Source organism: Streptomyces sp. P9-A4 (assembly GCF_036634195.1).
Taxonomy (GTDB): domain Bacteria; phylum Actinomycetota; class Actinomycetes; order Streptomycetales; family Streptomycetaceae; genus Streptomyces.
The window spans coordinates 209,749-231,924 of record NZ_JAZIFY010000002.1; the positions used below are offsets into that span (position 1 = coordinate 209,749).

Annotated in this window: 11 protein-coding genes and 2 pseudogenes; 5 read left to right on the forward strand and 8 right to left on the reverse strand. The window is 70.2% G+C overall.

Translation table 11 applies throughout. The features are described from left to right. Positions 1 to 516 precede the first annotated feature (516 nt). From V4Y03_RS31685 to V4Y03_RS33995, 4 genes and pseudogenes are all read right to left on the reverse strand, one after another. Positions 517 to 6,156 carry a glycosyl hydrolase family 18 protein gene (locus tag V4Y03_RS31685; RefSeq protein ID WP_332437457.1) on the reverse strand — a complete coding sequence of 1,880 codons (5,640 nt, stop codon included), beginning with the start codon at positions 6,154 to 6,156 and terminating at the stop codon, positions 517 to 519. 1,584 nt (positions 6,157 to 7,740) lie between these two features. Beyond that, entirely contained in the window at positions 7,741 to 8,916 is a 1,176-nt protein-coding gene (locus V4Y03_RS31695) for an FAD-dependent monooxygenase (RefSeq protein WP_332437458.1), read from the reverse strand. 349 nt (positions 8,917 to 9,265) lie between these two features. Continuing rightward, a complete protein-coding gene (locus V4Y03_RS31700) occupies positions 9,266 to 9,964 on the reverse strand; it encodes an alpha/beta fold hydrolase (protein WP_332437459.1) in 699 nt (232 codons plus the stop codon). Positions 9,965 to 10,736: 772 nt separating this feature from the next. Next, positions 10,737 to 11,801: pseudogene (locus tag V4Y03_RS33995) on the reverse strand (helix-turn-helix domain-containing protein); the annotation flags it as partial. Between V4Y03_RS33995 and V4Y03_RS31710 the strand changes: the two are divergent. Then, entirely contained in the window at positions 11,743 to 14,508 is a 2,766-nt protein-coding gene (locus V4Y03_RS31710) for a helix-turn-helix transcriptional regulator (protein WP_332437461.1), read from the forward strand. The pseudogene V4Y03_RS33995 and the gene V4Y03_RS31710 overlap by 59 nt on opposite strands. Before the next feature lie 178 nt (positions 14,509 to 14,686). Here V4Y03_RS31710 and V4Y03_RS31715 read toward each other — a convergent pair whose 3' ends face one another. After that, positions 14,687 to 16,927 carry an MMPL family transporter gene (locus tag V4Y03_RS31715; RefSeq protein WP_332437462.1) on the reverse strand — a complete coding sequence of 747 codons (2,241 nt, stop codon included), beginning with the start codon at positions 16,925 to 16,927 and terminating at the stop codon, positions 14,687 to 14,689. Between the two features lie 124 nt (positions 16,928 to 17,051). Between V4Y03_RS31715 and V4Y03_RS31720 the strand changes: the two genes are divergently transcribed. The 4 genes and pseudogenes from V4Y03_RS31720 to V4Y03_RS34005 all read left to right on the forward strand — a co-directional run bounded on the left by V4Y03_RS31720 (position 17,052) and on the right by V4Y03_RS34005 (position 18,615). Beyond that, complete coding sequence (locus V4Y03_RS31720; RefSeq protein ID WP_317873108.1) at positions 17,052 to 17,642, forward strand: TetR/AcrR family transcriptional regulator; 591 nt, start codon at positions 17,052 to 17,054, stop codon at positions 17,640 to 17,642. Between the two features lie 150 nt (positions 17,643 to 17,792). After that, a pseudogene (locus V4Y03_RS31725) lies at positions 17,793 to 18,020 on the forward strand (DedA family protein); the annotation flags it as partial. Then, the gene (locus V4Y03_RS34000; RefSeq protein WP_443079905.1) at positions 18,008 to 18,238 is read left to right on the forward strand and encodes a hypothetical protein; all 231 of its coding nucleotides are present in this window, start codon (positions 18,008 to 18,010) and stop codon (positions 18,236 to 18,238) included. The pseudogene V4Y03_RS31725 and the gene V4Y03_RS34000, both read left to right, overlap by 13 nt. Then, on the forward strand, positions 18,235 to 18,615 hold the full coding sequence (locus V4Y03_RS34005; protein ID WP_443079906.1) for a hypothetical protein: 381 nt from the start codon (positions 18,235 to 18,237) through the stop codon (positions 18,613 to 18,615). Before V4Y03_RS34000 ends, V4Y03_RS34005 begins: the two co-directional genes overlap by 4 nt. Before the next feature lie 114 nt (positions 18,616 to 18,729). Here the strand turns inward: V4Y03_RS34005 and V4Y03_RS31735 are convergent, their stop codons facing one another. The 3 genes from V4Y03_RS31735 to V4Y03_RS31745 all read right to left on the reverse strand — a co-directional run bounded on the left by V4Y03_RS31735 (position 18,730) and on the right by V4Y03_RS31745 (position 21,728). Continuing rightward, positions 18,730 to 19,272 carry a flavodoxin domain-containing protein gene (locus tag V4Y03_RS31735; protein ID WP_332437463.1) on the reverse strand — a complete coding sequence of 181 codons (543 nt, stop codon included), beginning with the start codon at positions 19,270 to 19,272 and terminating at the stop codon, positions 18,730 to 18,732. A gap of 262 nt (positions 19,273 to 19,534) precedes the next feature. Next, complete coding sequence (locus V4Y03_RS31740) at positions 19,535 to 20,689, reverse strand: site-2 protease family protein (RefSeq protein WP_332437464.1); 1,155 nt, start codon at positions 20,687 to 20,689, stop codon at positions 19,535 to 19,537. 160 nt (positions 20,690 to 20,849) lie between these two features. Then, positions 20,850 to 21,728, reverse strand: a complete 879-nt coding sequence (locus tag V4Y03_RS31745) for a slipin family protein (RefSeq protein WP_317873111.1) — start codon at positions 21,726 to 21,728, stop codon at positions 20,850 to 20,852. Positions 21,729 to 22,176: the final 448 nt, after the last annotated feature.

The following is a 22,176-nucleotide window of genomic DNA, read 5'->3' on the forward strand; positions in this document are numbered from 1 at the left end:
ACGCACCAGGTCTTCACGTTCGCGCAGTAGCCCATGTAGAAGGCGCTGTGCCGGTTGCCGTTCTGCCCGAGGACAGTGGCATTGAGGGAGCCAGCAGCGTCGAGCCGGGCCCAGGCCGTGACGGTGTAAGGCGACAATGTTTCGACCACCTGCTTGGCGGTGGATGCGGCCCCCTGGCTCGCGGTCGACAAAGACAGGGCCTTGTCCTGAGTCTTTGTACCGTCTGACGCCGCGAATTCTCCGCGGCGGCCGTGGTCGGTTCGTGTGGCTCCAGATGTGGTGAGCGTCAGGTTGTTTTGCAGTGCGGGATCCGTCGTCGAACTGTCGTACGCGACACCGTCCGCCGAGCGCCATGCTCCTGGAGGGGACGGGCGGGCGCGGCAGGGAGCTGGTCCCCGGTTTCGCGCAGCAGTTCGGAGGCGTTGCCGTAGGTGCGGGTCCAGCCGATGGGGCCCGCTGACCACGGGGCGCACCGAGGGTGGGCCGCGGCAGTGCCGTGACCCACCCTCGGATCCCTCAGGAGGTCGGGCCGAGCTTCTTCCAGGGCCGCCCACCGTTGGCCTCGGCCGTTCCGGGCACGGCGGTCGTATACCACTGCGCGTACCAGCGGAAACCCTGGTACGTCACGAACGCCGCCGTGGAAGCGGCCGAGTCCCCGCTGAGCAGCCGCGTGCCGCGGTCGGTGGAACCCCCCGAAGCCTCGAGGTCGTGGCCGCCGGTGCGCGAGCGGAGCTTGAACAGCCCATTGTGCCGGGGGCTGCTGGGCGCCGCTTCGGAGCCGTCGTCGTTGACCGGGACAAGCTGCCATGTCTGCTCGGCGCGCCCGTCGCACTCTTGGGAGGCGACATCCTGACGCCCACTCGTGGCGGTCAGACACAGTGCGCCGCTGCTCACGCTGTACAGGCCCTCGCCCACCGAAGTGAAGCTCCAGTACTGGTTCGGGTTGTCCTCCATCAGCTCGACGAGGTGGGCGCGGTTCTCCGCAGGGTAATTGTCGACCATCATGGGGCGGCCGGCGGGGCTGTCGCCGTATTCGAGCATCCAGCCCTTGCCTCCCTTGTCGTACATCCGCCACAGGCGGCCGCCGTCCGGGCGGTAGACCTGTCCCTGCTTCCATTCGGGTGCCTGGCAAGCAGACCCGGCGGTCGGGGCCAGCGGGCTGACCGCATTGATCTCTCGGCGCCGGTCACCGGTGGAGCCGTACTGCCTGCCCCCGATGGTGAACGTGACATTGGCGGGGCCGGTGATCGGCAGGTAGTAGGTGAGGTCGATGTCCTGGGATCTGCCGGATGGCAGGTCCTCGCAGTAGCCGAGCGTGAAGGTGAGTCGGTGGAAGTCGCCTTTCAGACCACCCTCGTTGGGGCCGGTGTGGCCGGGGGTTAGGGTGGTGATCGCCTTGTAGTTGCCGTCCTTGATGTTGGGCGGGGTGGATGTGGGCAGGTCGAGGGCGATCTCGGTGCCCTGGGCGAGGGTGACGCCGGAGTTGTTGGTGATGCGCAGCTTCGGGCGGACGGGGTAGAAGTCGTTCTCCCCTGTGGGGAAGTCCACGAGTTCGGCCGTCACGTCGATCACCTCCCGCGGCTGGGCCCTACCGCCGGCCTTCGCGTTCCCATAGGCCGCGGATCCTCTCAGAGCCTGGTCGAGACGGGCGGTCAGGTCGTACCCCATGCCCCACTCACCGCCCGCCCGGAGCGTGTAGTCGCCCGCGAGTTCCCAGATCATGGCTCCGCCGATGCCCCGGTCGGCGATGTAACTGGCCTTCGCGTCGACGGATCGCTCGTTCTCGGTGGACAGGAACACCTTCTTCGAGCTGTTCCACAGCCATGATGCCTGCAGTGCGTCCGCGTACTGCTCGGCGTAGGTGCCGGTCAGCCGGCCCGTGGCGCTGCCGGGGTCCACTCCATAGGACCGCAGATATCCGGGCGAGACACCCGCCTGAAGGTTCTTCGTGTGCCACAGGGGGTTCGACCCGGACGCGACCTCGCGGCCGTCCTCCGTGTCGTGCCAGATGTTGTCGATGCCCACGGCGCCGAGCCCGCACGCCTGCGCGTTGGCGGGGCCTCTGCCTCCCGTGCCGCGTGGGCAGTTGGCCTGGTCGGGCATGGCGGCGGTGCCCCACAGCCCGTCCGTGCCGCCCTGGACGTCGCGCCAGCCCCGGGTGTAGTACGGGATGCCGAGGTTGATACGGCCCGGGGGCAACGCTCCGCGGTAGTAGTGGTAGGCCCAGTCGACGTTGAAGTATCCGTGCTTCTGGAAGTCCTTCGTGTTCGCCCCTTGGTCGTCATAGATCCCGGCGGCGGCGAGTTCATTGTCCCGCCCGTCGTCGTACAGCGGCGCCTGCGGGCCGACAAAGCTGTTCCACGCGCCGTGCAGGTCGTACGTCATGACGTTGACGAAGTCCTGGTACTGCAGGGCCTGTCCGGCGTCCAGGCCGCGGAGCAGGTAGCCGGAGCCCGAGCCCGCCGAGGCGAGGAGATAATACCGGCCCTTCTCCGCTCCTGCCCGGTCCAGCTTCTCCCGCAGTGTCTTCATCAGCGCGTTGTACCCCGCGGTGAGGCCCTTGCGGCGCGGGTTGGAGACGTCCCAGTCGGCGGGGTTGCCGGTGTTGGGCAGGGCGGTGGGGTACTCGTAGTCGATGTCGACGCCGTTGAATCCGTACCGGTCGAGGAAAGCGGTCACCGAGTCGGCGAACGTGTCGATCCCCGCGCGGTTCACGCTGCCGTCGGCGTTCGTGGCCATGGCGTAGAAGTTCCGCGTGTCCGCCCAGCCGCCGACCGAGATCAGTGTCTTCACGGCCGGATGCTTCTTCTTGTAGCCGTTCAGCAGATTGAAGTGCCCCTGGTAGGGCAGTGCGGGATCCATCCTGTTCTTCTCACCCGGCCAGGTCATGCCGGTGGCGGGGTTCTTGGGATCGGCTGGGTCCCCGATGCTGATCCGGTCGTCCTCGACCCGGGCGAACGCGTAGTTGATGTGGCTCACCTTCGACCACGGAATGTTCGACACCAGGTACTTCGGGTCGCCGCCGGCGCCCGTGCGCCACCCGGTGAAGTAGCCAACCACGCGCCGGGTCCGCCCGTTGCCCACCCATTCACGGCCGTCGGTGTCGTACACGTCGCAGTAACGGGTCGCCACGCCCTCGGTGGCCGCCATGCCCTCGGGCCGGCAGTCGCCCGAGACCGGCGGCTTGGTGCCCCGGTCTTCGGGAGAGGCGTCGAAGGGGTCGCCCGCGTCCCCGTCCGGCCTGGGCTCCGCCCCTGTGGGAGGAGTCACGGTCCACTGCTGGGCGGGCGAGGCGTTGCAGCCCCACAGCTGGAGCTGCCGCCCGTCGCCCGACACGGAGTCCGGCACATCGAGGCAGAGACCGGCGTTGACGTTCCGCAGCCCCCGGTCGGCGGTGCGGACCCACTTCTGGGCCGGGCTGTCGTTACACACCCACAGCTGCACCTTCGTGCGGTACGCCGTGCCGGAGTGGTCGGCGTCCAGGCACTTGCCGAGCGCCTCGACCGTGCCCGGCTCCGTGAGCTGCCAGGTCCTGGCGGCGCCCGCGGCGCAGCCGCCGAGCCGGACCGGGGTGCCGTCGGTGTCGACGTCGCCCGCGACCTCCAGACACCGGTCGTCGAGCCCCTTCAGCCACCCGGTCGCCGGTTCCGGCTTCGACTCCGGGTCCGCCTGAAGACCCGGAGCGCGCCACCGCTGCACGGCGCTGTCCGCCGCACACGCGTCGAGACGCAAAGTGACATCGGCGCCCGCCGCGGTCAGGCACCGCCCGCCGCCGCGCACCGTCGCCCAGCCGTCCCCGGCGTCCTCGATCTGCCACCACTGGTCGGGATCGGCGTCCGTGGCCTCGGCGAGCACCGCCTCGTGCCCCTCCGTCTCGTGCGCGAGCACCGGACCGCCGTCCAGTGCACTCCGGATCCGCCAGCCGTGCGGGCTCGACTCCAGCGTCCAGGTCTGCGCCGGATGATCCTTCCCCTCCTTCGCCTTGACCCGGGTGCCCGGCGTCGGGTCCGCCTGGTCGACGTCGGCGACCAGGCCGTCCACGGCGGACTCCAGATGTCCGCTCACCTCGCCGTCCCCGCCGGATTCGGGATCCCGCGGCGGAACGGTCGCCAGGGTGACGTACCAACGCTGTTTCGGGTCGGCGCCGTCGCACCGGTCGAAACTGACCCAGTGCTTCGCGCTGGTGCTGGACTGCGCCATGCAGAAGACTGCGTCACCGTCGCGTGCCTCGAACACCGCCGACCCGTCGGGCTCGCCGGAGTCGCGGACACGCCACTCCCAACCCTCTTTGCCCTTGTCGATGGTGGCCCACTGCCAGTTCGTGCCGCCGTCCCCGTGCAGGACCTTGCGGTGAAAGGCGTTGATCAGCCGCGCCGGGGTGGTCGAGGTGTCCCACAGCCAGCGCTCCAGACCGAGCCCGGACTCCTGCCGCCAGGTGTGCGCCCAGACCGAGGCCCTGTTGACCGGCCGCAGCTTCTCGCCGTTCGCCACGTTCGTGATGAACAGCGGACGGCCCTCGGACTGCTGGAAGACGTCCGCGGAGCCGGGCGCCTGCAGGCTGACGCCCGGCGGCAGCGGATCCTCGTCGTCGCACCGCAGGGGGACGTACTCCCACAGAGCACCGGGAGCATGGTCCTTCTTCTCCCAGACACAGTGGCGCCAGGGAGAAGCGACCGGCTGGTCGCTGTCGTTGGCCGGCTCCGTCCCCGGCGGGCCCAGGTGCAGGGGACCCGTATGGTCCGTCACCACGGCCTGGTCGCTGATGTTGAAGAGGTTGCCGTTCACGTCGAAGCGCCACAGCTGCGCGTCGGACGGGGTACCGCTGTCGCAGCCCGTCACCGCGATCTCAGGGGCGTCCGCGGCCGCCTCGGTCGCCCGTCCGCTGCCCAGGGCCGTCAGGCACCGCCGTCCGCCCGCTCCGCCTGCCTGTAACTGGCGGTAGAGCCGACCACTGCGCCGTACCGTGGAATTTCCCGCCTGCCAGAAGGCGCCGAGGCGATCCAGCTGGCCCTCGTCGACGGTGCCGTCACGATCGCCCATGTACTGCCCGTCCCTGCGGTGCATGAGCGTGCTGACCGTCTGGGTGGCGTCGTCCTGCGTGGCCACCGGAACGATATTGAAGGCCACAGGGCGGTGGTCCAGGCGGTTCGGGTCGCCGATGACGCGGGCCTCTGGCTCGGTAGGGTCGGCGTCGGCCTCGATCCGACCGGCCACGCCGAAGTCGTACTCCTGGTTCGCCCCGCCGTTGCGGGGGAAGTAGGTGGGCTGCCCCGCCGTGACGAGCCTCTCGTCGGCACCTAGCTCGGTGTTGCCCAGGAACTGCTGGGGCGTGATGTTGAAGTCTCCGGCGATGAAGACGGGCTGGGTCGGGACCGCCGCGGTGATCGCCTGGATGAGTACGCTGGCGTCGTTTCGGCGCCTCCCGGCAGCGTCGGGGGACGTTGCGTTGTCCGCGTGGATGGTGTAATACCAGACACCCTCCACCTGGATGCCGAATGCAGGACGGGGGGAGTTGGCGCTGCGCCAGAGGAGTTGCCCGTCCGGGTCGGTCGGGCCGCCGGGCGGGATCACGGCCGGGAGAACATCCACGGCCGTCGCCTCGGTGTCGGTGATGATGACACGTGCCCGGTGATCGTTCGCGGCATCGAGCATGTACACGTAGTAGGTCGGCCCGCCACCTTGTGGCTGCCAGCGGAAGTTCACCCGCGCGACGGTCGTGGCCGTCGTGATGTCCCTGAACCGGGTGCCGTCCGGGACCATGCTGAGGGTGATCCGGTCCGCCGATCCCCGGCCGTTGCCTGCGGCGAAGAACTGCTGGACGTCGGCGACGGTGCTGCCGATGCCGTTGGGAGCGCCGAGGTCGGTGTGCTCCTGCAGCATCAGGATGTTGGCTGGCCGGGGCTCTCCCCCGACCGGCTGACCTGTATGTGTGCCAGCCAGCAGCCGGGGTATCTCGTCCCGCCACTTGTCCGACGCGCCCATGTTCATGTTCCACGAGACGACGCGCTTACCGCCGCCGTCGGCGGCCCGCGCGGGGCCGGCCGCAGGAACGAGGGCAAGCAGGCCCGCGAGAACAGACAGCGCGGCCAGCAGGGCGAGTTGGCGTACCCGGTGCAGGTCGGGGCGCGACGAGGCGCCCGGGATTCTTCTTCTCACAGCTCTCTCACTTCGGGTGACGTCGGACGCCGAACCGTTTCACCTGGTGCTCGACAACGAATAAACGTCCGTTCAACGCGTAGGAATGCGTCACGCCCCGCAGTCCACTGAGGCACTCGGGTCCCGGATACTCGAAGATCGAACTGCGCGCGCTGGCGGGGGCCTGGACTCGCTGCCCCGCGGGATCGCGATGCACCCATGCGGCGTGATCCTCTCCCCCAGCACCACTCCAAGGACGAGGCCGAGGTGCCCGTCTGCCTGGCACCCTGGCTGCCCCATCGACGTGACACTGCCTTCCGGCCGCACGGCGCCCGTACTCGCTGCGCGGCGACACCGCCGACGGCGTTCCGTATCGCGGTACGCCGCCCGATCGGCCAAAGCTGCACGGCCGCGCTTGGGAAGCGGGCGAACTGTCAGGTCGCGGTCAGCGTCCACGCCGCCACCGACACCGCTTCGTGCCGCTGGACCGGGAGTTGTACCTGCCTCGGGAGTGGACGGATGAACCGGGCCGTTGTCGCCGGGCCGGGGTCCCGGACGGCACCGCGAGCACTTTCCGTCCACGCGGCCGAGGCCGCTGCCGCGGGCCACTTCGCCGAGGTGGCTTGGCGGCAGGGCAGCAAAGGCACGATGACCTCACGGTTCGCGGTCCTGGCCCTGCGCGCGGCGGGCAGGCAGTAACTGGCCGCCGCCCAGGCGGCAGGCGGCAGGCGGCAGGCGGCAGGCGGCAGGCGGCAGGCGGCAGGCGGCAGGCGGCAGGCGGCAGGCGGCAGGCGGCAGGCGGCAGGCGGCAGGCGGCAGGCGGCAGGCGGCAGGCGGCAGGCGGCAGGCGGCAGGCGGCGCACGCAACCAGTGGGACGGTGTCCTGCCCGTTTCCACCGTGCTGGTCGAGTGGCCTGCTGACCAGGAGATTCCGACCGGCTTCTGGATATCGAACCTGCCGCCGGAAACTCCCCGTCACCCTGCGACGGCTCGACCCCGAAGCCCACACTCCGGCCTGACCCTCTACCAGGTCCTCGACACCCTCCACGACCTGCTGCGGTGCTGGACCGGCACCTGCACCACCTGCCGGCCGACCCCTGCCCCGCAACCGAACCAGACGAAGAACCTAACGAAGGACTACTAGCCTCGCCGTTTCGGTTGCGGTGATGAGGCGTCGTTGAGGGGCAACTGTCGGGTGACCGACGCGATTTCGGTGTTCGGGCATGGCGGAGCCCCGGCGACTTTCTCTCTCGTGGCGCGTTGGATCGCGGCATGCGCCGTGGCGACCTGTCGGCCCGCCCCTCGCTTGTGTGCCAACTCGCCGCCGCCTCGGGCCATCGGCCAGAGGTCCTCTCCGTGCCGACCAAGATCCGGGCCATACGCGGACCAGCCGCCTGCAGCTTGGCCGAATCGTGGCCGTTTCCGCTGGCCAGCGGCCATGCGAGGCGTGTACCACCAGTGGACCAAGAACCTGCTGGTCTCGTACTCGCCGAAGAAGCCGGGCTTCTTCCAAGGATATGGAAAGAGGCGCCTCACCCCGATTGACGCGGTCCCACTCCCCCAGCGGCTCTCGCGGTCAAGCCCGCTCGGCCTCTTGCGCGGCCCTCACCGCATCAGGTCTGCGGCATCACCGGGGACCGTCCACGTCGGGTGAGTATTGACCTGCGCCACCATGGCCTGGGCCAGGTCCTTGTAGCGGTTCACGATCGACTCCGCCTGGCCGACAGGCAGGGGCTCGCCGTGCTCCGCGGCTCGCGCGATGATCGCTTCCGGTCCCAGGTCCCGGTTGGCCAGCACGACCGCGTTCACGGTGTCTCGCCGCATGCGGTCGTAGCGGCGGAGCGCCGCCGCCGGGTCGCCTTCCCGCGCCAGGTACCAGGCCAGGACTCGGGCGTCGACGATGGACTGCGATCCGCCGTTCATGCCCATCGGGAACATCGGGTGGGCAGCATCGCCAAGCAGGGTGACGCGCCCGGAACTCCAGCTCGGTAGCGGGTCGCGGTCGAGCATGGGGTACTCGAACACCGCCGAGGAGCGCTCGACCAGCGTCTCCAGGTCAACCCACGGCAGGTTCCATTCCGTCACGCCGACGCGGGCCTCCGCCGGCGTGATGCGGCGGTTCGTGCGATCCAGCGGCGCGGCCGACCGCTCGCGCCGTACTTCCAGGACCCAGTTCAGCAAGGCGTCGCCGCCTTCGACGGCCGGGTCCTCGATCGGGTAGGCGACGAACTTCGCTCCGGGGGTGCCTCCGGCCACCACGATCGAACGGCCGTCGAGGACGTGCGGGTACCGCGCGATTCCGCGCCACATGTGGACGCCGTTCCAGTGAGAGGGGCCCTCGTCCGGGTAGAGCTGGGCGCGGACGGCGGAGTCGATCCCGTCGGCGCCGATCAGCACGTCGGCATCCTCCCTGATCGGCCCGCCGCTGGTGCGGTCCACGAAGTGGGCCCGGACGCCGTCCGCCGTCTGCTCGAAGCACCGGAACAGCCGGCCGGTGCGAAGGAAGTCCGGCCCCAGGCGCTCGTGAACAGCTGCCAGCAGCATCAGGTGCAGGCGGCCGCGGTGGACGGAGTACTGCGGCCAGTGGTAGCCGGCCGCGAGTCCGAGCGGTTCCTCCCACACCGGATCGCCCGCCCGATCGCGGTAACTGAGGCGGTGCGGGGGCAAGGCGACCGCGGCCAGTTCCTCGGCCAAGCCGAGTTCGGTGAGTTCCCGGACGGCGTGGGGCAGCAGGTTGATCCCCACACCGACCGCCTCGATCGACCGTGCCGCCTCGTTCACCCGAGGCCGGAAGCCCGCGGCGTGCAGGCTCAGGGCGCAGGTCAGCCCTGCGATCCCCCCCGCCCACGATGCTGACCCTCATCGGTTGCTCCTGCCTTTCGTCTGCGGTGGTACGAGGCACCCGGGTATGTACGACCGTGACCGCGGTCTTCCGTGGTGCCCGTGATCCGGCCCGATCCTGCGGACCGGATCCGGTCGAAGAAGGCACAGCCGGTGGCCTCGGCGGCGTCTTCGATGAGCCGGTCGGTGATGCCCGGGTGGCTGATCATGGGGACGTGGGACGCCCCCGGCACCTCGACGACGCCGCGGGGCCGCCTCTCGGGCGACGACGGGAGTTCGACGACAGGCCCTAGGCCTGGCCGTTGACTCCCCGGGTGGCCTGGGCGATGGCAGCCGCCACCACGGCGGGGCGAGACACGTAGACGGCGTGGCTGCCGGGGGTCTCGGTGACCGTGGCCTTCGCCCGCTCGGACATGGCGCGCTGGGCGGGTGGCGGGATCATGCGGTCGTCCGTGGCGACCAGGTACCAGGACGGCTTGGTCTGCCAGGCCGGCTCGGAGACCGTGCCGCCCAAGGCGTCGACGCCCCAGGGGACCTGGGAGTCGGCCATGAACGCCGCCACGTTCTCGGGCACGTCGGCGGCGAAGGATGCCGCGAAGCGGTCCCGGTCCAGGAACAGGAATCCGTCCTGAGGCGGCAGGATCGGCGGGACCGGCGCCCCGGGCGGCGGGTCGGCGATCAGGGAACTCACGGACTCGCCCTCGTCCGGGGCGAACGCGGCGATGTAGGCGAGCGCCGCGACGTTCGCGTGGGTGCCGGCCTCGGTGATGACGACACCGCCATAGGAGTGGCCGACCAGCACGGCCGGCCCGTCGAGGGCGTCGAGGACCTGGTGGGTGGCGGCGACGTCGCCGGCCAGCGTCAGGGTCGGGTTCTGCACGACGGCCACCCGGTAGCCGTCGGCGGTCAGGTGGTCGTAGACCCCCTGCCATCCCGATCCGTCCACGAAGCCACCGTGCACGAGCACGATGTTCCTGATGGTTGCCATGATCGCTCCTGAGTCGGAGGGACAGACCATTCCGTCTGTCCCGGTGCACCCGAGCCAAGTCGCGGGGAGGAGGAAAGGCCATGCAGAACAGCACGCAGAAGTACGCCCGGAATCCCGGCGATCCGTGTCGATCGCGTGCCTCGATCGGCCGCCGGCGAGCTGGGCTGCACCGAAAGGACCGGGCCGGAGGGCTGCTACGGGGCGCCCGCCGCGTCAGGTCGCCGAAAGCAGCGGGAGTCACCGCAGAGCACGGTACGACGGCATCAGAGGCGGGACGGCCCTGACCGCGCCGGGACGGCCGGCCGGACAGCGAGGCCGTCCGCAGCAGCCACGACGTCACCCTCCCCGTCACCGCCTCCCGCTCGGCCGCGTCCTCGTCCTCATGGAGCCGGTCGCGGGCGAACAGGCGGACCAGGTCGTGGAAGCGGTAGCGGCCCGCGGCACCGTCGTGGAGCAGGCCGAGGTCGACGAGCTCGTCGAGTGCCTCCCAGGCGTCCTCGATCGACACCCCGGAGGCGGCTGCGGCCAGGGCGGCGTCGAAGCCCTCTCCCGGTACTGCGGCCAGCCGCCGGAACATCCGCCGGGACGAATCGGCGAGTTGCTCGTACGACATCCGGAACGCCTGGGCGATCTTGAGGTCCCCCGCCTTGAACTGATGCAGCCTGCTCTCCTCGTCCACCAACCGTTCGGCAAGCTCGGCGGCGTCCCATCCGGGCCGGCTGACCAGCCTGTTTCCGATGATCCGCAGGGCAAGCGGCAGACCGCCGCACAGCTCGGCCAGCCGCGTGAGGGCCGGTTCCCCGTCGGATGCGGCACGTCCGCCCAGGATCCCGGTCAGCAGTGCGGTGGACTCCGGCATCGCCAGGGGTCCGAGGGCAAGCCTGCGTACGCCTTCCAGACCGGCGAGCAACCGTCGGGTGGTGATCAGGGCCCGGCCCGCGCCCCCTCCCGGCAGCAGCGGACGCACCTGCTCCTCCGACGCGGCATTGTCGAGGACGACCAGCACCCGTTTGTCGCGCAGCAGCGACCGGTACAGGGAGGCGCGCCCCGGCACGTCGTCCGGGACCTGCCGCTCAGGGGCACCCAGGGCACGAAGGAGCGACCGCAGCGCGTCGCCGGCGGGCAGCGGCTGCCGGGACATGCCGCACAGATCGAGGAAGAGCACTCCGTCAGGAAAGCTCGGCCGGACGGCATGGGCAGCACGGATCGCAAGGGCGGTCTTGCCCAGCCCCGCTGAGCCGGTGATCAGTCCCACCAGTCCGACACCCGGCGAACTCTCGTCGTACACGAGTTCGCTCAGCCACACCATCTCGGCTGTTCGGCCGGTGAAGTCCGGTAGCGATCGTGGCAGTTCGCCCAACCCGCTCGGGCGCGTCCGGCGGTCGCGTACCCGGCCTTCACGAGCCAGTTCGGCGAACTGCTCCCAGGCGTTCCCCGTCAGCACGAGTGCGTCCGCCACGGCGGCCACGGTCCTCTGCTGGGGCCCCTTGCTCCGCCCGCGCTCCATGTCCGAGAGCGCCCGGGCACTGACCCCCGACATGCCGGCCAGCTGTTCCAACGTCAGTCGTGCAGCGCGTCGATGACCGCGCAGCACTTCTCCGAAACCGTGGCGTCCAGAAATGGAGCACACTTCCTCTCCCCTGCACGACGTGGTCCGCCGGGCGGACGAAGTCACGTCGAGAACGGTAGAATCCGGGCGGACATTGCCGCTTCCGTCATGTGACGTAGGCCCGATCGACACGTCGTGCGGCCCTCTCCGGGCGCGGTAGGGGGCGAACGTGACCGACCGGCCCCGCGGAGATGCGGACGGCTCCCTGATCGGCCGGGAAGCCGACATGGAACGGTTCGGCTCCTTCCTGGCGGGCGTCCCGCTCCACGGCGGATCGCTGGCTCTGGTCGGAGACCCCGGTGTCGGGAAGACGGCACTTCTGACCGCTGTCGTACGGCAAGCCGAAGCCGCGGGAATGAGGGTGCTGCAAACCGTCGGCGTGCAGTACCGGGCGCAGGCCGGTTACGGCGCGCTTCGGCAGTTGTTGGCCTCGTTGGCCGAGGTCCACTCCACAGCGATGCGGATGCCTGACCTCGCCGGAGTTCTCGGCTCCGAGCGGTGCGCGGCACCCGGCCACGACGTCGTCACCGAAGCTGTGGTGTCGCTGGTGGCGGGACTCTCCCGTGACGCCCCCACCCTCCTTGTGCTGGACGACGCGCAGTGGCTGGACCGGCCGAGTTCCGTCGTCCTAGGGCATGTGGCACGGCGTCTCCCGAATACTGGCACGGGGTTTCTGTGCACGGTCAGACTGGGAGAGGAGAGCTTCTTCGACCACAGCGGGCTTCCCCTGCACGAACTGGGTCCGCTCAGCGAGACCGCCTCCGACGAACTGCTCCGCCGCCGCTTCCCGGCACTCGCCACACGGGTCCGGCGGCGTCTGATCGCCGAAGCCGAGGGAAATCCCCTGGCCCTGCTGGAACTTCCCACAGCGCTCACGGAGTCCCAGCGGATCACTGTCCGGGCCCTGCCGAGCCACATCCCGCTGACCCGGCGGCTCCAGTCGACGTTCGCCTCCCGCATCAGCGCCCTGCCGCCGGCCACGCGGCACCTGCTCCTCGTCGCCGCGCTGGAGGGCAGCGGGAACATGCTCGTCGTGCGCCGCGCGGTGTCCGGGCGGTGCAGCCTGAAGCACCTGGCTCCGGCCGAGCACACGCAACTCGTCCGAATCGACGACTCGACCGGCCGATTGAGCTTCCGTCACTCGCTCATACGTTCCGCTGTGGTGGAGCTGTCGACCAGCGCACAACGTCGCAACGTCCACCGTGCACTCGCGGAAGCCTGGACGGCAGTCCCCGAGCAGCGGGCCTGGCACCTGGCGCAGGCAGCTGAGGGACCCGACGAACGGATCGCCGCCCTGCTCGAAGAGGTCGCCGACATCAGCGCCCGTCGAGGTGACGGCCCGAATGCGGTGTCAGCACTGGTACGCGCCGCCGAACTCAGCCCGGACGCGACCTCGTACGCCCGGCGGCTGGCCAAGGCGGCGTACATGGGCGCGAACCTCACCGGCGATGTCGGCGACGTACCGAGACTGCTCGAAGACGCCCGCCAGGCCGCCCCCGGCGCGGAGTCCCCGGCGGTCGCGGTGGCCGCGGCCATGTACCTGCTCAACAGCTACGGGGACATCGACACGGCCCACCGTCTGCTGTCCGGCGCTATCGCCCTGCAGCCCGAACCGTACGATCTCACCGACGCCACCCTGTACGAAGCGGTGTCCACCCTGTTGATGGTGTGCGTCCACGGCGGTCGACGCGAGCTGTGGACGGACTTCGACAGGGCGCTGGCGAAATGCGCTGCGGTGCCGGACACCCTGGAACTGCTGCGGTCCACCTTCGCCGACCCCGCCCGTGCCCGCCCCACCGACTGGGAACGGCTCGACGCCGCCATCCGCGCCCTTCCCGGCACGTCGGATCCGGTGCGGATCGTACGGATCGCTACGGCCGGCGCTTACGCGGACCGCCTCGGCGAGATGGAGGAGCCGCTGCGGCTCACGGCCCGCGGCGGCCTGAGCGGGCAGAACATCTTCCCCGCCATCCAGGCTTCGTTCCTGTGGAGCAGCCATGCCTGGTTCACCGGCCAGTGGCCGGAGCTGCGGCAGGTGGCCCAGCAGGGACTGCGCTGGTGCGAGGAACTCGACTATCCGCTGCGTTCCTGGACCGGCAAGTTCGTGCTGGCCTGCGTACACGCGGCCTGCGGCGAGTACGCGGCTGCCCGCGCCCTCGCCGATCAGATGGACCAGTGGGCCGGCTCCCGCCGCGGCCATGCCGTCAGTTGCTACGCCGCCCATGCCCGCACCCTGATCGCCCTGTCACAAGGCGACTTCGAACAGGCCCACCGCCACGCCGGCAAGGTCACACCGGCCGGAGCATTCGCGCCCTTCGCCGGGCACGCGGTGTGGACGATCCTCGACCAGGTGGAGGCGGAGGTCCACACGGGCCGCCGCGCGAAGGCCGCCGAACACGTGAGGGCGGCCCGCGCCGCCCACCTCGAAGCGGTGTCACCACGGCTGAACATGGTGCTGCTCGCCTCGGCCGCCATGGCGGCAGAGCACGACGACGAGGCCGTACGGGGCCTGAGCGCGGCCCTGGCCGTCGACGGTGCCGGACGCTGGCCCTTCGACAACGCCCGCATTCACCTGTACCTCGGCGAGCGACTCCGCCGCAGCAAGGCGCCGGCCCGGGCCCGCACGCACCTGAGCGCCGCCGCAGAAGCATTCGAACGGCTTGGCGCCCACCCGTGGGCGGACCGGGCCCGCAAAGAGCTCCGCGCCTGCGGCACCCCCGTGCCCCCGCCCGGAGGGTCCACTTTGACACCGCAGCAGCGGGAGATCGCCCGCCTGGCGGCAACCGGCCTGACCAACAAGCAGATCGGAGAGAAGCTCCGACTGTCACCACGGACCGTCTCGACCCATCTCTACCAGCTCTTCCCCAAGCTGGGCATCACCACCAGGGCCGCACTGCACGACGCCCTGGAACAGCTGGACCACTTCCCGGACTAGCCAGTCCCTGTCGCGACTACGGCGAGCACGCCGTTCCGTGGGTGCAGCAGACCGGCACCCGCTGGACACCGGCTTGCTCGCCGATCTGACACGCATCGACAACAACCCGCGAAGAGGCGGAGTCGGCCAGAGCTGCCCGGCGCCGGTGCGGCGCCGGGGGCTGTATGCGGGTGCTCCGCTAGCGAGAAGGAGTGGGACGCGGGCCCGCGGCCGGTGTGGCAGCGGGCTCGGCGGGTGTGGCAGGCGTCCTGGGATGTGTGGGGCGTGCGGGCCACAGGGCGTGGTCGCCGAAGAGGTGGACGAGGGCGGGAACCAGGAGTGGCCGGATGAGGAAGGTGTCCAGCAGGATGCCGAAGGCCATGGCGAAGCCGAACTGGAAGAGTTCGCGGATCGGTTGGGTCATCAGGACGGCGAATGTCGCCGCGAGGATGAGGCCCGCCGAGGAGACGACGCCGCCGGTGCGAGTGAGGGCGGCGCTGATGGCCTTGGCCGGGGGCAGGGTGCGCAGTTCCTGCTTGAACCGGCTCATGATGAAGATGTTGTAGTCGATGCCCAGTGCCACGAGGAACACGAAGATGTATGCGGTGACCCGGTTGCCGATGCCTTCGTCGCCGAGGACGGTCAGGGTGAAGAAGGTGGTGGCGCCCAGGGTGGCAAGGAACGACAGGATGAGCGTCGCGACCAGGTAGAGCGGCGCGAGGAGCGAGCGCAGCAGGAGGACGAGCACCGCTGTGACGACGGCCAGGACCAGAAGCACGATGAACGTCGTGTCGCGGTCGAGGGCGGAGCGGATGTCGGCGTTCTGCGCCGTTTCACCAGCGATGAGCACCGTGGTGTCCTCCACGTCGGCCGCGTCGGCCGCGGCCCGCGCGGCCTCCTTGAGCGGACCGATCGCGTCGAGCGCCTTCGAGCTGTACGGGTCGAGGTCGAGGACGACCTCGTAGAAGACGGTTCTGCCGTCCTCCCCGAAGCGGGGACGTTCTCCGACCCGGCTGACACCGTCGGCTTCTGCCAGCGCGGCGCCGATGGCAGCGGCCGCGGGGGTGGAGCGCAGGTCGTCCTGGGAACGGACGACGACGGTGCTGGGCGCGATCTCGCCGGGCCCGAAATCCTCCTGGATCAGCCGCTGCCCGCGCTCCGACTCGGTGGCGGTGCGAAATCCGCTGAGGGTGTTGAAGCTCTCGTGGTAGCCCAGCAAGCCGGCGCTCATCACCACGAGCAGCGCGACCACGGCCGAGGCGACCCGGACCGGGGCCCGCGCGACAAGAGCGGCGATGCGGTGCCAGACGCCCGCGCCGCGACCGCGTTCGGCGGCCTTGTCCACGCCCCCCGGCCAGAAGACGCTTCCGCCCAGCAGGAGGATGAGCGCGGGAACGAAGGTGAACGCCACCAGAGCCATGGCAGCCACGCCGAGGGCAAGGTACGGCCCGAAGCCGCGCAGCGCCGGGGAGACGGCCACGAGCAGGGCGAACATGGCGAGCACGATGGTGGACGCACTGGCGAGGACGGATTCGGCGGTGCGCCGCACGGCGGTCTGCATGGCACGTGGGCGGTTCGGCTCGTCGAAGAGGGCCTCGCGGTAGCGGGCGGTGATGATCAGCGCGTAGTCCGTGCCCACTCCGAACAGTAGCACGGTCATGATCGAGGCCGTTTGGGAGCTGACCGTGATGATTCCGGCGTCCGCGAGGAGCGCGCCGGTCGTCTCCGACACCCGCATCGCCACACCGACGGCGAGGAGGGGCACGAGGGCCATCAGAGGTGAGCGGTAGATGGCCAGGAGGATGACGAGAACGAGCAGGACGGTGGCCAGAAGCATGACCTTGTCACCGCCGCTGAAGACCTTCACGGTGTCGGTGGCGATTCCGGCGGGGCCGGTCACGGCGACTTCAGTGGGCCCGGCACGGTCGGACGCGAGGGAACGCACCCGGTCGACAGCGTGCTGAAACGACTCGTCCGAAGGACTGCCGGTGATGGGCACGATGACCAGCTGACTGCCGCGGTCCCGCGAGACCAGTTCGGCTGCGGCGTCGGGAGTGGTGACCGTGGAGATCACGCTCGTCACCTGGTCGGGCCGGGCGGTTTCCGACAGGGCCGAGGTGATCCGGGAGACGGCGTTCCTGGCGCTCGCCGCAGCGTCGGCGCCCTCGCCGCGCACCACGATGACCGCCGGCGTCGCGTCCTGGCCCGGAAGCTGTGCGCGGACGAGGTCGCGGGCCTTCATGGAGTCCGAAGCGGCGGGTGGAAGGTTGGCGGAGGCGTTGTCCTCGACGGATTCGAGAGAGGGAGCAGCCCCGGCGAGAAGGCTCGCGATCAGAACCCAGAAGGCCACCACGACGGCGGCACGTCTCTTCGATCCCAGGAGACATCGGACCATGCGGAAGTACATCGGTTGCATCAGGAAGCCCTCGGCCGGAAGCACGGACAGAACTTAGAGACAGGGGTGTCTCTAAGTTGGCGCCAAGCTAACACGCGCTCCCGCGGCGTCCCGGACGAGGGGGTAGATTGCGGTGAGACGGCGCAATGCCCGAGGCGGAGCGGAGAGAATGCCCAGAATCGAAGCCGACAGTGTCCGCGAGCACCGGGCCCAGCGGCTCGCTCAGCTGATCGACGCGGCTGAGGCGATCCTGAACGAGGCCGGCGTCGAGGGCCTCACCGCCGGCGCGGTCGCCGCGCGGGCCGGCATCGCCCGCAACAGCATCTACCGTTACTTCGACTCCATCGACGACCTGCTCGAACTCGTCGTGACCCGCGGGTTCCCCGCCTGGGTCGACGCCGTGGAGAGGGCCATCGCGGCCGAGACCACCCCCGTGGACCAGGCGGCCGCCTACGTCAGGGCCAACCTCGAACAGGCCGCGCGCGGCGCCCACCGTTGGTGGGCCTCGCTCTCACGAGGCTCGCTCTCCGCGTCGGCGCGGGAGCGCGTGAGGAACCTGCACACCTCGCTGCACGAGGCACTCGCCGAGGTTGTCCGCGAGCTGGGCCATCCGCAGCCGGAGCTGACCGTCGCCGTGCTCCAGGCCGTCGTCGACGCCTGCATCCGCAGAATCGACCAGGGTGACGAACTGGCGGCCGTGTCCGACTTCGCGGCGAGTGCCACGCGTCGACTGCTCGCGACCGAGGGCCGCACCGCGTAGGACCAGATCTGGATGCGTCCATCGCGTGCTGCCTTACGCCACCTGCATCGCGTGCGGCGGCACCACGGGTGTTCCGGGGTGGTGCCGCCGTACGGGATTCTCTCTGTCCGATGGGACGGAACGGGTCACGCGAGGGTGAGGAAGAGTCTCCTTCCGGCGCGCGCCTTCACGACATGGCAGGTGCTCGGTGGCCTGATGTGGACGGTAGGGCTGGTGCTTGCCGGATACGCGCTCGGCGCTTCGGTGCCGGACATCGACCACTGACTCCTGCCGATCATCGCCGTGACCGTCGCCATCTCCCTGATCCCCGTCGGCCTGGAGCTCGCCCGCTCCCGGCGTGCCCGCCGGACCAGAGGGAGCACCCGATGCCCGAGCTGATCGCCGGAGCAACCGTCCACGCGAGCCCGGTGGCCTTCGACTGCTCGGGCATCGACGGGACGGCCCACCTCGACGTCGTCCACACCGCGCAGGCCACCCCGACGTGGCTCGACCACTTCATCAGCGGCCACTCCGCGTACGGCCTGGTCCTGTTCGCCTGGTGGCGGGCCCGCAACCAGGGCCTGAGGGGGCCGCCCGGGCACTCGCCGTACCGTTGATCACCGTCGCGGCGTTCGCCGTCAGCAGCCGGCTGAAGCTGGTCGTGCGCGAAGCCCTCCCCTGCCAGTCGCTCCATGTGACGGCCCTGGAGGCGTGCCCGGCCCCGGGCGACTGGTCCTTCCCCAGCAACCACCACCCTCGCGGCGGCGGCGGCCGTCGCGCTGCTGTTCGTCTCGCGGCGGCTGGGCAAAGAAGCTCCGGTTCTTCTGAGCACCGTCGCCAGACCATGCCGTACGACCGCACCGGCGGAACCTTCGAGGTGACCGTGGAGCCCGTCCGTCGTGAGCCGGCCGATCAAGGCTTCGGCATTCTGTCCGAGATCGACGTCCCGGCCAGGCTCAAGGCGAAGCCGGCGACGACATGGAGTCTTACCTGATCCCCCAGGGTGCGACGCCGCACTCGCCTCCCGCGCGGAAGGCGGTGCGTGAGCGGGCGAACGCCGTTCCGGCCGACCTGCCCTCCGCGAGGGCCGGTCGGCCGTGGGAGGCCGTCAGTCTGCGGGGCCGCGTGCGGGCAGAGCCGTGAGCTGCCTTGCGATGTCGTCCGCCCATGCCTCGACCGCCGCCCAGTCCCGGTGGTCTCCGTAACGGCAGCCGAGCAGACGGAAGAGCACAGCCCCCTTGCGGTCCAGGTGTTCGCGCCGGATCACGCCCGAGAAGCGCCGATGCTCCCGGGGACGGACGACGTCGACGAGCGCGGCGACACGCGGCTGCACGGCGCGGTCGGCCAGCAGGCGCAGGAGCCTGGGCAGGGCGGCGGTCATCCCGACGCTGAACATCCACACCGGCTGCTCACGCAACCCCTCGGCGCCGGCCCGGACGGCGGCTTCCGCCTTCGGCAGCCAGGCTCCGTCATGAACCGCGCTCCCCATGACGAACGCGTCAGCCTTCGGAAGCCCCTGCCCGCCGAGGGCCGAGGCCAGCGCCCGCACGTCGACATGGTGACCGTGGGTTCTCAGCCGAGTGCCGATCCGCGAGGCGATCTCCTGCGTGGAGTGATGCTCGGAGGCGTACAGGATGCGTACGAATACCATGGTTCTGCCTCCGTGTCCGGGGCCCGCCGCGAAGGCGGCGGCACGAAGCGGAAGAAGTAGGTCCGGGAAGTCCTCTCTGGAGGGCCGCGCAGGCGACCGCCGCATCAGCCCGGACTGCCTGCGGCTCTTCCATGATCGCCTCCTGGGTCGCATGAGTCCGGACACGTAGAGGCGGACGTCCCACGTGCAGGATCGGCGTTTCCTGATCCATCGGCAGGACAGTGCACGCGTTCGCCGGACCTCTGCACGCCGACGTAGGGCATCACGTACCCCGGCCGCCGCCGCGCCCGCGCGGAATGGTCTTCATCAGCCACGTGACGGTGCGGCTGACGTCCGACGCGGAGACGATGCCGACCAGCGCGTCCTCGTCGAGCACCAGGACGCGATGCTCGGCGCCCGGCTGCATACGTGGCAGCAGGTCAGCCAGGGGATCGTCCGCCTCGACGACCGTGACCTCCGCCAGCGGCATCATGACCTGCTCCACGGTCACGGCGTGCCGCTGCTCCTCCGGTTGCCTCTTGGCCAGGTCCAGGGTCATGAGGCCGACGGGCGCGGCGCCCTCGCCGGTCACCGGGAACGCCGAATGGCGATACCGGTACCGCGGATCGGCCAGGAAGGCAGCCACCGTGAGACCGGCGGGAACCGTGACCGGATCCGGTGTCATGGCCTGCCGGACCGGGATGCCCGAGAGAACGGCACGCAGCTGCGCCTGCTGTCCCTCCACGGTGGCCGCGGCGACCAGGAACCAGCCGATCATCGCCAGCCACAGCCCGCCGAAGACGTCTCCCCGCACGAACAGGAACAGTCCCAGCACCATCAGGAACCAGCCGAAGGCACGGCCGGCCGACGTCGCCCCCGCGGTCGCGCGGAGCCGGTCCCCCGTTCGCCACCACAGGAAGGCGCGCAGCAGACGCCCGCCGTCCAGCGGAGCGGCCGGAACGACGTTGAAAACCGCCAGCAGGATATTGATCGCCGCGAGCCAGGCCAGCGCCTCGACCGCCAGCCCCGGCGCGGACGTCGTGTCGAGCAGCCACGCGGCGAGCGTGAAGAGCCCGCCGAGGAGGAGACTGACCAAGGGACCGACGCCCGCGATCCGCAGCTCCGCGCCCGGGTTCGGCGCCTCCGACTTGAGCCGTGCCACGCCGCCGAGCAGCCACAGGACGATGTCGTCCACCTCGACCCCGTTACGCCGGGCGACGATCGCGTGCGCCAGCTCGTGCGCGAGCAGGGAAGCGAAGAAGACCACGGCGGTCAGGATCCCGACCGCCCAGTACACCGGCCAGCCGTGGCCCGGATGGGTATCGGGGAGGCGGCCTCGTGCGAGCCCGAAGGCGATCACGGCGAAAATGAGCAGAACGCTCCAGTGGACCCCGATCCGGACTCCGGCGATCCGCCCCAGAACGAACGTCGGCCGCATGCTGCTCTCCCAACGTCGGATGTGTGACGGGTCCACGGCCGCCGCGCCCGCTGGTGCGGACGTCGACGTCTGCGGACGGACTCCTCGTGTTCGGTCTTCTCCAGAATCTCTTCGGCTCTCCGTCGGGCACCGCGTGCCGCGTGTCACTCCGTGATCGGGTCTACGCGGAGCGCTTGGCTTCGGTCGCCTCGTCCGGTGCCGCTACGCCGGCCGGCTTGCCCAGGTCGAATGCCGATACGGCCTTGGGGGCGGGCGGCGCCGTGGCGGCGGCGTTCGCTTCGCGGGCGAGGAAGGCGCCGAGGTCCCCGATGGTGCTCATCAGCGGTGCGGGGAAGACCACGGTGGTGTTCTTGTCCACACCGATCTCGATCAGGCTCTGCAGGTTACGGAGTTGCAGGGCGATCGGGTGATCCATCATCGTGTCGGAGGCGTCACCCAGAGCGGCAGCGGCCTGGGCCTCGCCCTCAGCGCTGATGATCTTGGCGCGCTTCTCCCGCTCGGCCTCGGCCTGCCTGGCCATCGCGCGCTTCATGGACTCCGGCAGCTGGATGTCCTTGAGCTCGACCAGCGTCACTTCGACACCCCACTCCACGGTGGTCACGTCGAGCATCTGACGGATGTTCAGGTTGATACGGTCCGTCTCGGAAAGAGTCTGGTCCAGCGTGTGCTGTCCGACGACCTTACGAAGAGTGGTCTGGGCGATCTGGTTGATCGCAGCGTTCACATTCTCGATCGCGACGACCGACTTGACCGCGTCGACCACACGGAAATAGGCCACGGCCGAGACATCGACGCTGACGTTGTCCTGGGTGATGATGCCCTGGGACTGGATGGGCATCGTGACGATGCGCAGCGAGACCCGGTGCAGGACGTCGACGAACGGGATGATGAACCGCAGCCCGGGCTCGCGCGTGCCGATCAGCCGGCCGAACCGGAACAGGACGCCCCGCTCGTACTGCCGGACGACACGTATCGCCATCGCGATCGTGATCAGCACCAAGACGACCAGAATCACCACGACGGTGATCAGAATGGTCATGTCTCGCTCCCTCCGAGGATGCGCTGCGGCGGGCGGTCGCGAGAACGAAGCATCGCCTCGGTCGGCGTCTGGCAAGGGACCGCTTGCCCGGTCACACTGCGAGGCTGCCCCATTCGGCCCGCCGCACGGTAGGGCCGACCGGGCCTGTGTCGGCCCCACCCGGCCCCCGTACCCGCTCGTCCGCCGCCGAGGAGTCGGCGGCGGCATACGGTACGGTCCGCGGGCGTCCGGCGGCTCCGGGCTCCGCCATGACGCGCGGTGGCACATGACGCCGTCCCGGGCAGCTGTGGGACCGCTGGCCGGCGCCTTGCTCGCCACGCCCGTGGCCTGCGTCGTGCGCGAGCCTCCGAGCCCGGAGGGGCAACGGTGACGGCCCAGGGCCGGCTCTCCCTGTAGGCGTCAGCGGGCCGCCGGGCGAGAATGGAAAGGGACAGGTTCTCCGCTAGGC

Bases quoted from the DNA above. Each gene is read 5' to 3' on its own strand.
- V4Y03_RS31745 (WP_317873111.1), bottom strand. From the start codon at position 21,728: ATGACCATTCTGATCACCGTCGTGGTGATTCTGGTCGTCTTGGTGCTG.
- V4Y03_RS31700 (WP_332437459.1), bottom strand. From the start codon at position 9,964: ATGGCAACCATCAGGAACATCGTGCTCGTGCACGGTGGCTTCGTGGAC.
- V4Y03_RS31720 (WP_317873108.1), top strand. From the start codon at position 17,052: ATGCCCAGAATCGAAGCCGACAGTGTCCGCGAGCACCGGGCCCAGCGG.
- V4Y03_RS31735 (WP_332437463.1), bottom strand. From the start codon at position 19,272: ATGGTATTCGTACGCATCCTGTACGCCTCCGAGCATCACTCCACGCAG.
- V4Y03_RS31740 (WP_332437464.1), bottom strand. From the start codon at position 20,689: ATGCGGCCGACGTTCGTTCTGGGGCGGATCGCCGGAGTCCGGATCGGG.
- V4Y03_RS34000 (WP_443079905.1), top strand. From the start codon at position 18,008: ATGCCCGAGCTGATCGCCGGAGCAACCGTCCACGCGAGCCCGGTGGCC.